The sequence below is a fragment of the uncultured Rothia sp. genome, from assembly GCF_916715725.1.
Lineage (GTDB): Bacteria > Actinomycetota > Actinomycetes > Actinomycetales > Micrococcaceae > Rothia.
This window is the reverse complement of the sequence record NZ_CAKAPD010000009.1, coordinates 74842-84478: the sequence shown is the minus strand read 5'-3', so window position 1 is coordinate 84478 and position 9637 is coordinate 74842. Positions and strand designations below refer to the sequence as shown.

10 protein-coding genes are annotated in these 9637 nt (G+C 57.5%); 7 read left to right on the top strand and 3 right to left on the bottom strand.

Translation table 11 applies throughout. The features are described from left to right. The first annotated feature begins 236 nt into the window (after positions 1 to 236). On the top strand, positions 237 to 770 hold the full coding sequence (locus tag QZ822_RS06520; protein WP_294643449.1) for a GTPase: 534 nt from the start codon (positions 237 to 239) through the stop codon (positions 768 to 770). A 47-nt stretch (positions 771 to 817) separates the two neighbouring features. After that, positions 818 to 2251 (top strand): D-mannonate dehydratase, encoded by a 1434-nt coding sequence (locus QZ822_RS06515; protein ID WP_294643447.1) that lies wholly within the window; start codon positions 818 to 820, stop codon positions 2249 to 2251. 24 nt (positions 2252 to 2275) lie between these two features. Here the strand turns inward: QZ822_RS06515 and QZ822_RS06510 are convergent, their stop codons facing one another. After that, positions 2276 to 2908: a LysE/ArgO family amino acid transporter gene (locus QZ822_RS06510; protein WP_294643445.1), complete on the bottom strand. Its 633-nt coding sequence runs from the start codon at positions 2906 to 2908 to the stop codon at positions 2276 to 2278. 205 nt (positions 2909 to 3113) lie between these two features. Between QZ822_RS06510 and QZ822_RS06505 the strand changes: the two genes are divergently transcribed. Then, complete coding sequence (locus QZ822_RS06505) at positions 3114 to 4031, top strand: LysR family transcriptional regulator ArgP (RefSeq protein WP_049354382.1); 918 nt, start codon at positions 3114 to 3116, stop codon at positions 4029 to 4031. Positions 4032 to 4045: 14 nt separating this feature from the next. Then, a complete protein-coding gene (locus QZ822_RS06500) occupies positions 4046 to 5056 on the top strand; it encodes a hypothetical protein (RefSeq protein ID WP_294643440.1) in 1011 nt (336 codons plus the stop codon). A 94-nt stretch (positions 5057 to 5150) separates the two neighbouring features. Here the strand turns inward: QZ822_RS06500 and QZ822_RS06495 are convergent, their stop codons facing one another. Next, on the bottom strand, positions 5151 to 5465 hold the full coding sequence (locus QZ822_RS06495; RefSeq protein WP_005507388.1) for a cell division protein CrgA: 315 nt from the start codon (positions 5463 to 5465) through the stop codon (positions 5151 to 5153). A 159-nt stretch (positions 5466 to 5624) separates the two neighbouring features. Here QZ822_RS06495 and QZ822_RS06490 point away from each other — a divergent pair, with 159 nt between their 5' ends. From QZ822_RS06490 to QZ822_RS06480, 3 genes are read left to right on the top strand one after another with little or no spacing between them, the layout of a single operon-like run. Then, on the top strand, positions 5625 to 6374 hold the full coding sequence (locus QZ822_RS06490; protein ID WP_049345744.1) for a class E sortase: 750 nt from the start codon (positions 5625 to 5627) through the stop codon (positions 6372 to 6374). Between the two features lie 18 nt (positions 6375 to 6392). Beyond that, positions 6393 to 6554, top strand: a complete 162-nt coding sequence (locus QZ822_RS06485; RefSeq protein ID WP_005507386.1) for a hypothetical protein — start codon at positions 6393 to 6395, stop codon at positions 6552 to 6554. Positions 6555 to 6569: 15 nt separating this feature from the next. Continuing rightward, on the top strand, positions 6570 to 7202 hold the full coding sequence (locus tag QZ822_RS06480; RefSeq protein WP_294643437.1) for an aminodeoxychorismate/anthranilate synthase component II: 633 nt from the start codon (positions 6570 to 6572) through the stop codon (positions 7200 to 7202). Positions 7203 to 7436: 234 nt separating this feature from the next. Here the strand turns inward: QZ822_RS06480 and pknB are convergent, their stop codons facing one another. After that, positions 7437 to 9593, bottom strand: coding sequence for a Stk1 family PASTA domain-containing Ser/Thr kinase (pknB, locus tag QZ822_RS06475; RefSeq protein ID WP_049354379.1), 2157 nt, complete (start codon positions 9591 to 9593; stop codon positions 7437 to 7439). Between the last annotated feature and the right edge of the window lie 44 nt (positions 9594 to 9637).

The window sequence follows — 9637 nt, the reverse complement described above, 5'->3', positions numbered from 1 at the left end:
CTTACTTTTCAAGAAGTTTTGTGTTGTTTGCGTTCACTGTATGGTTTTTGGATAACAATCCAATAGGCAATAAAAAGAGCCCGCTTACGCGGGCTCTTTTGCTTTAACAGCTAAAGTTGGAAAAGGGGCAGACCCACGCGGGTCTGCCCCTTTTTTTGTACCCTCAGAACCCCATGAATCTACCGGGCCCTCCAGAGAGGAGCGCACTGGGATAGAGTAGAACCATGCAATACCCCATGTTTTCCCACGCACCCGAGCAAATCGATCAGCAGCAACAGGCTAATGAAGAACGGACTGCGGCACTCTACGTAGAGAGCTCGCTGGAGCCTCACGAAGCATGGGCAGCACTCACCGAATACATTCACCTCTGGTGGCCCAGGCAGATCCTACAGAGCGAGGAAAGCCATATAGACCTCTCTACTGAGCTGCTGCTCGAAGAGACAGCAGACGGGGATATTATTCCTGTCGCGCGTATTATCCAGTGCGAGAACGAAGACGTCCTCAGCATTGCGCCCTATCAGGGGACGCGTCTAGGACGCCTCCTGGGAGTAGCTGAAGAATCGGAAGAAAGCCTGAGCTTCATCCTGGACGCCCTGGCACTGGAGACTGCAGAGGCATCCCAATCCCTACTCGAAATCAGTAGCGGCACCTGCGCAGGCCGTGAGGACGAGGAACTAGGTATCTACGCCGGACACGAAGAAGCAGCTGAGCTACTCATAGGCGCATACGCTCGCTTTATTGGATCTGAGCTCGAGAAAGAAGAACTCTAAAAGGTACATAATCAAAGGGCCTGCTCGACCCTGTAGAGTGGTATGTCATGAGCACACAGGAGCAGAACACCGCACAGCAGAAGGACGCACGCCCCATCTGGGCGCGGCTGCGCACTAAAGCTGTGGCAGAAGAGGCACAACCTCAGCGCTACAGCAAGACTGATGCGCTGAAGCAGAGCAATATCTGGTTCCGCAAACAGGGCGTACCCCTCATCATTCCTGCACGTCAGCGTGCTCTCGATGCGTTCCCCCGCTCCGTACCCTGGATCCTGTGGGCGAGTATCATGCACGTCTGCTATATCTTCCTACGCGATATCCTCATTCTCGTAGTTGATAACGCAAATGGTTCCCTCCCGGAATACATTAAAGCCATCACGACCAACACCGCGCTCAGCGATGAAGTGCTACCCATGCTGGTGCTCGGTGGTATCTTCCTCGTGATGCCGATAATCTCCGGTGTGTTCATTACTCTTGCCCATATACTCATGGTCCGCACCCCGCAGTGGGTTCAAATCACCACGGGTATTCTTACCGTACTTTTTGCCGGCATGCTCTTTGTCGCCAGTGTCTTTGAATCCAGCAGCCTCGACGGCCTCGACTTCGTCTACGACGGTTCCCAAGTATTCCCGCTCATCGTTGTGGGCATCTACCTCGCCATCTTCCTCGGCGTAGACACCATCCTAGGGTGGTCCTTCAAACATGCCATCCACCAGCTCGCCTCCCTGCCACCCATGATTGCGAAAGTACTACCCGTACTCATGGTGTCCGTGCTCTTCATCTTCGTGAACGCAGACCTCTGGAAGCTCGCCAACAGGCTCAGCTTCCCGCGCACCTGGGCTGTTCTGGGGCTCATGGGACTCCTCGCCGTGTTCGTGATCGTCACGACCTCCCTAGAGCGCACAGCGCGCCTTCTGGGCCGCAATAGAGGCGACGACATTGCAAGCTTTACCGAGAACGACTACGAACGCGCCGCGGCCCTCGAAGGGGGAATCTGGAACACCGTCCAAGACTGGGTCGAAGAGAAGAAAATCCTCGAACACCGACCCCTCAAAATTGCGTCCTGGGGCAACCTTATCATCATCCCTATGATTGGGCAGATTATTCAGGCGAGCCTCTTTATGTTGCTCGTCTTCGGGTTCTTCATGGGGTTCTCCTCCATCGCCATTAGCGACACCACCATCGAATCCTGGATGACCGTCAAACCCGAACACCTCAAAATCCTCGGCGTAGACACCAACATCAACGCCGTGGTCATCAAGGTGTCCATGATCGTTGCCGTGTTCTCCGGGCTCAGCTTCGTCGCAACCACCAGTAGCGACGAAAAATACGCCCGAAGCTTCCTCAAACCCATGATCGAGCGAATCAAGCACATCCTGGTTATTCGCGATATCTACCTGGGCCTGCTCACCATGCCCAAGAACGAAGTACTCGTACTCCATGAAGAAGAGGAAGACACGGAAAAAGAGCCTGAAAAGGCATAAAAGAGGTTGGGTAGGGGGTAGAAGCTAGTGGGTCGACAGGTTCATCGTCAGCAGATTGAACACCAGGTACGCCATGAGAAGCGCCGTCGCCCCATCCAAAACACGCCATGCCGAAGGACGCGCAAAGAGCGGACGAAGCAGACGCGAACCATACCCGAGCATCAAAAACCAGATAACACTACCGCAGCAGCAGCCCAGGTAATACCACCAGCGGCCGGGATCGCCCTGCGTATTAGCCAGAGAACCGAGGAAAATCGTTGTGTCCAACCACGCCAGCGGGTTGAGGTAGGTGACCGCCGCCGTGGTTAGCAGGGCTGCCTTCAACGACTGCGCATCCTCGGTACCCTCCTCAACGACAACCGCATGCGGGGTGAAAACACGCTTCGCCGACTCGTAGCCGAACCACGCCAAAAACGCCGCACCCACATAGCGGAACACCTCAATAAACCACGGTGCCGCATCCAGCAGAGCGCCCAGACCCACCACGCCCAAGCCAATCATCAGAGCATCCGACAGGATACAGAAAATAATGATCGGGGTAATATGCCGACCCAAAATACCCTGACGCAGCACAAAAGTTCCCTGGGCACCAATAGCCGCCACCAAAGAAATCGTGGTGGTAGCACCCAGAAACAGCAGGGACAGGGAGGTGGGCATGGTGAAACTTTCTATGCGGGTCAAATGGGGCACGGGCTTCGCGGATAGTGCGGTCGGTGGCTTCTCTAATATCAGCTTGCCAGGCAAAAGCCCGTGATACAGGGATATTGCCGTATTAGCTACAGTGTGAAGCGCCAGAGACGAGAATACGAGAAAACAAACCCTAAATCTATCTAAATATTTTCACACTGCGTAAGATATTCTTATGACACGTTTCAGCACCGACCAGCTCTCCACCTTTGCCGCCGTCATCGAATACGGCACTTTCGATGCCGCGGCAGATGTTCTGCGGGTGAGCCCCTCCGCCATCTCCCAGCGCATCAAAGCCATGGAGCAGATCGCCGGAAAGGTTCTGCTACGCCGAAGCAATCCCGTGACCCCCACGGATGCCGGACAGAGCGTGCTGCGCATCGCCCGCCAGAGTGAATTCCTGCAGCAAGAAATGGAACGCGAACTCATGGGTGCCGGCGGCTTCCAAAGCGTCTCCGTGGCGGTCAATGCCGACTCGCTCGCCACCTGGTTCATCGACGCCGTCGGAACTCTCAGTCGCGAAGACAGCATCTTCTGCGACCTGCGACGAGAAGGTGAATTCCACTCCTCCGCCATGCTCCGCTCCGGAGAAGTCATGGCAGTCATCACCTCCAAACCCGAAAAAATCCCCGGCTGCTCCGTTGAAACCCTCGGCGTGGCACGCTACTGGTGCGTCGCAACCCCCGACTACGTACAGCGATACCTACCCGGCTGGCCCAAGCGCGTAAGCCGCGAAGAGCTCAACCGTGCCCCCGTCGTCGAATACGACCGCAAAGACTTCGTGCAGGACGTAGCGCGAGTCCTCATTGAACAAGAAGTAGGTCTGGAGGCTGAAGAAACCTTCACCCAAAGCCCCACCATCTACATTCCCTCCTCCCCGGACTATGCGCGCGCCGTCAGCGCCGGTATCGCCTGGGGTCTCATTCCCGAAGCGCAATGCGCCGAAGAGCTCGCAAGCGGGCACCTCGTGAAGCTCGCCGCAACCCCCGTAGAATTCCCCCTCTACTGGCAGCGCTGGAACATCAACTCGCCCGTCATGGAAACCGTAACCCGCCGCGTCCACGAAGCGGCACGAGGCGACCTGATCTACTAGAAGAGGATGGCTCCGTGAGCTATATGGAACGCCACCAGGTGGCTCTCTACCTCGCCTCCATGGCCGTGGGAGTTGCCTGCGCGGGACTGGGTGGGTGGAGTCTGGTTTCTGAGCAGCTCGTGCCCTACGCGCTCGGTGCGCTCCTGTGGACTAACTTCGCGCTCATGCCCCTAACCGGCATGGGTGCCGGTCAGTACAAGAGACTCACTCGCACGGTGGTGCTGGTAGCAGTCATGGGAACCCCGATTCTAGTAGCTCTGCTCGTTCCCCTCTTCGTACCCGAAGGTGGTCCCGTTGCTCTAGCAACGGTGATTGTTTTGCTGGCTCCATGCGTGGATTACGTTGTGGTTTTTGCGTGTATTGCTGGAGGGGAATATCGCGGTTTGCTGGCGGCAACACCCTATCTGCTTGGTGCCCAAATCATTTCTATTCCAGTTTGGACTAGTTCATATGCATATATAGGAATATTGGATATTGGGGTGATGGGAGAAATATTCCCCCTCCCCGCTGAAAGCTACCTCAGCTTGGCACTGCTCATCGTACCTCTAGTAGCCGCCTACCTCGCGCAACGCTGGTCAACCCGCTCACCGCAGCGCCAACAAACCTACGAACGCGTACGCACCATCAGTGATGCCGCGATGATTCCCCTCATGTGCCTGCTCCTTGCGCTCATGTGTTCCGCCTATACCCCGGCGGTACTGAACGAAACGCAGCTCATTCCCCGACTCGCCGGACTCTACCTCACCTACGCAATCCTCGCAGGAGGCGCTGCATGGTGCCTCAGCAAGGTGATGAGCCGACCGGAACGCATCTCCGTAACCTTCAGCGCCGTCACCCGCAACGCCCTCATCATCTACCCCGTCGTCGCGCTCTGCGCACAACGCCTGGCACACAACGGGAACCCCGAAGCGAGCCTCATGGGCGCCACCGTGCTCACTCAAACCCTCACCGAGCTGCTTATCATGGTCGCCATGACCGCAATCTTCCGAGCAAGAACAAAGACAGGTAATGCGGAGGCGCTCTAACTCCAGCCCTGCCAAACAGGCAGACCCCAAACACAGAGAGGCGGCCGCCCCATACGGGACGACCGCCTCTCTCATAAAATCTAACGCATAAGTCTTAACGCCAGCGAGTCATCATCAGCATGCTCACCATCATGGCGCCCACACCAACACTCACATTCCACATACCCAGATCAGGAATCGGGAACAGGCCCTGCGTAATGTAGAAAACAATAATCCACAGAATGCCCACCGCCAACAGCGAGAACATAATCACGCGGTACCACAACGGAGTCTGCTCCTTCAGCTGCGTGCCGCTCTCCATCTCACGAGCAATCTCACGCAGACGCAGCTCGCTCGCATCCTCCACCTCAGACTTAGCAGACTTCTGAGACTTCTTCTTGGACGATGCCTTAGCCGAGTTGGTCGACATACTTCCTCCGCTTATTGTTGTATGGGTAACCTAAAAATATATGTTCACACCTATCTTTGCAGACTTACGGGATGATTTCACCTTCTCCCCGCGTTGAAAGATAAGGAACGCCACCCGGCGCCCAAGAACATACATAACCCAGAAGACAAAGGAGACCGCATGAGTCAAGGAACGGCACCCACCGCAGAGCGCCGCCCCCGCAGCGTGCTGCACTGGGTCATCCAGATTACAGGCGAACTCCTCATCACCATCGGAGTCGTACTGCTCCTCTTCGTCGCATGGCAGCTTTGGTGGACCAACATCGACGCCGACCGCACCCAATCCCAAGCCGTCAGCACCCTCGTTCAGGAGTTCGACTCCAATCCCGGCGAACCCGTCCCCGACTGGGACCCCAACACCCCTCCCGCCGGTCTGAGCGAACCCGGCCACGGTGAAGTCTTCGGCGTCGTCTACATCCCCAAGTTCGGATCCGACTACCAGCGCCCCGCAACCCAGGGCACCAGCTCCGACGTGCTCGACTCCCTCGGCCTCGGCCACTACGAAGGAAGCGCCATGCCCGGCCAGGTCGGCAACTTCTCCCTCGCAGGCCATCGCCAAACCCGCGGTAAAGTCCTCAACGACATCGACCTGCTCACCGAAGGCGACCACATCTACGTGCGCACCAAAGACGGCTACTACACCTACACCGTCTACAGCCACGAAATCGTGCAGCCCGACCAGGTAGAAGTCATCGAACCCGTCCCCGGACAGCCCGGCGTAGCACCCACCGAGCGCCTCCTGACGCTCACCACCTGCCACCCGCGCTACGGCGACACCGAACGATACATTGTCCACGCCCGCCTCGAATCCTGGCGGCCCGCCGCAGCCGGAGCGCCCGCAGAAATTGCCGCCTCCGTCGCAAAATCCTAAATCTGAGAGGAAAAGCAGATGTACGCATGGATTTTCCGCCACCTCCCCGGCCCCCTGTGGGTTCGCATCATTATCGCCATCGTGCTGATACTCGCCGTAGTCTACCTGCTCATGGAATTCGTCTTCCCCCACTTCGCAGAGTACGGCCCCTTCAACCTGAACGTCACCATCAACCATTAGCGCTAAGGACGTGCCATGACCCGCATCCTTGTTATCGACAACTACGACAGCTTCGTCTTCACCCTCGTCGGCTACATCCAGCAGCTCGGCGCTGAAACCACCGTCATCCGTAACGACGAATACGAACTCGACGAAGTCATCAAGCTCGCCGAAGAACACAACGGCGTGCTCGTCTCTCCCGGCCCCGGTGCCCCCGCAGAGGCAGGCGTCATCATCGACACCATCCGCTGGGCCGCGGAAGCGAAGAAGCCGCTGCTGGGCGTCTGCCTGGGCCACCAGGCTATTGCTGAGGCATTCGGCGGCACCGTCACCCACGCCCCCGAGTTGATGCACGGCAAGACCTCGCAGCTGGTGCACGATAACGTCTCCGTGTTCAAGGACGTGCCCTGCCCCTTCACCGCGACCCGCTACCACTCCCTGGCGGTTGTACCCGAAACCATGCCCGACGTCCTGGAAACCACCTCCACGACCGACAACGGCATCATCATGGGCCTGCGCCACCGTGAAGCCCCCATGCACGGCGTGCAGTTCCACCCCGAATCGGTCCTGACCGAAAGCGGATACCTCATGCTCGGCAACTGGCTCGAAGAAACCGGCCTGCAGGGCGCCGCAGAACGCTCTAAGAGCCTCTCACCCCTCATGGCCTAGCCCTTCTAGCCTTTAGAGCCCTCAGTGGCTTATATCGCCTCCAGAAGCCCCGTAGCAGTCACGCTACAGGGAAGCTGGAGGCGATAGCTCTATCTGGCCCGTAGCCGCGAGCAAGCCCCGGTACACGAACAAAGCACACAGACAGACACACGGGCAGATACACGAAAGGGGCGGCGCCCCACACCCAACGGTGTGGAGCGCCGCCCCTTTATCGTAGCTAGCCGCTAGAACCCCTTAGCGGGCATTCGCGTTAGCGTTTGCGTTGTTCGCATTGGCATTGGTATTCGCGTTATTACCCTGAATCGTACGGGTACCCGCAGTAGCGGACGCAGCCGGTGCCGGAGTAGCCGTAGCGGTAGAACGCTGCTGGTTCTGGTTGCCAGTGGTAGCGTTCTGGTTACCGGTCGATGCAGCCGGCTGAGTAGCCTGCTGGGTAGCCTGACGCTGCTGGTTCTGGTTGCCAGTAGTAGCGTTCTGGTTACCGGTCGATGCAGCCGGCTGAGTAGCCTGCTGAGTCGGTGCAGTCGTCTGAGTCGGAGTAGCCGCCACACGAATCGTCACGGTGCTGTTCTGAGCCACCAGAGTACCCGCCGCAGAGCTCTGCGAAAGCACGGTACCAGCAGGACGCTCATTGGTCTGAACGGTCTCAATGTTGGTGTTCAGCAGAACATCCTGAGCAGTCAGAGCAGCAATAGCCTGATCCTTGGTCAGACCCACCAGCGAGGGGACCTTCACCTTACCGGAGGACAGGACGATGTTCACGGTGCTACCAGCCTCAACGGTCTGAGCACCCTTATCATCGGTCGAGCCCTTCTCCGGGGAAAGCTCCACAACCATACCGGCAGGAACGGAAGCGCTCTCCACAGTGGAGACGCGGCCATCCACCAGACCCAGGTCCTTCAGAGCGTTACGGACATACGCCTCACTCTGACCCTGCAGGTTATCCGGCAGCTTGACCTTCTCCGGACCACTCGAAACGGTCACAGTCACGGTCGAACCCTTGTTAACCTTCGAGCCAACACCCGGCTCGACGCTAATCACGTCACCCTTCTTGATGTTGTCAGAGTAAGCCGTACGGTAATCCAGCACGAAGCCCAAGTTACGCAGCTGGTTATCGGCATCATCGCGGGAAACATTCACCACAGCCGGAACCGAAACCTGCGGAACCTCGTTCAGCTTGTTCTGGTAGTACAGCACCGAGCCGACACTGAAGACCAGCAGAGCCGCAATCAGAGTACCCACGAGGAAACGAACCCACGCACGCTTACGCGGCGAAGACTCATCGTACTCCGCGTACTCCTCATCCTCGTACAGCTCTTCATCGTCCTCATACTCGAAGAAGCCGTTAAGACCGCCGTCCTCCACCGAAGCCTCAGTGATCGAGGTGGTGTACGGGGCGTAGTCATCACCCAGGGAGGCGGTAGTTGCCGAAGGAACGAAAGCAGTAGTCATCGCTGCATCCTGAACCACGGTCTCTTCACCCGGGCGAACAACCGACACCAGAGCCTGAGCGAACTCAGCCGCGCTCTGATAACGCTCATCCGGGTTCTTCGCCAGACCCTTCAGAATCACAGCATCCAGACCCGCCGGAACCTCAAGCGGGGTGAACTTGCTCGGAGGCTCAGGAGTGTCAGAGAGGTGCTTAGCAGCCAGGTCAACATTCGACTCAGCATCGAACGGAGAACGACCAGCAATCATCTCGTAAATCACGCAGGCAGCAGAGTACAGGTCGCTACGGGCGTCAACATCCTTGCCGCTCACCTGCTCAGGGGACATGTAGCGTGCGCTACCCATCACCACGTTAGCCTTGGTCAGCGCCTCGCCAGCTTCCTCAATGGCACGGGAAATACCGAAATCCATGACCTTAATCTGGCCGGGCTGACCCTTAGCGATATCCTCGCTGGTACGCTCCAGCACCATAATATTCGCCGGCTTAATGTCGCGGTGAATAATGCCCATCGAGTGGCTGTACTGCAAAGCACCCAGCAGCTGCTCGGAATAACCCAAAGCATCACGGACCGGCAGGTGGCCGCCACGGGACAGGATGGAACGAAGAGTGTGACCCTCCACGTACTCCATCACGATATAAGGAATAGCGGTGCCCTCATCCGAAGAATCAGACTCCTTGCCATCCTGCGAGGGGTTGTACGAACCGGTGTCATAGACAGCAACAATCGCAGGATTGTTCAGAGACGCCACAGCCTCCGCCTCACGCTTAAAGCGTGCGCGGAACGTATCGTCCTGGGCCTGCTCCGGGCGCAGAATCTTAAGCGCAACCTTGCGGCCGAGGCGAGTATCCTCAGCAGCATAAACGGTTGCCATCGCACCGGTACCGATTACCTCGAGTACCTTGTAACGGTTATCAACCGTGTCGGGAACCGACAGGTCCATAAGTTCTCCTGGATCACTAAGACTAAAACTAAATCAAAACGTAG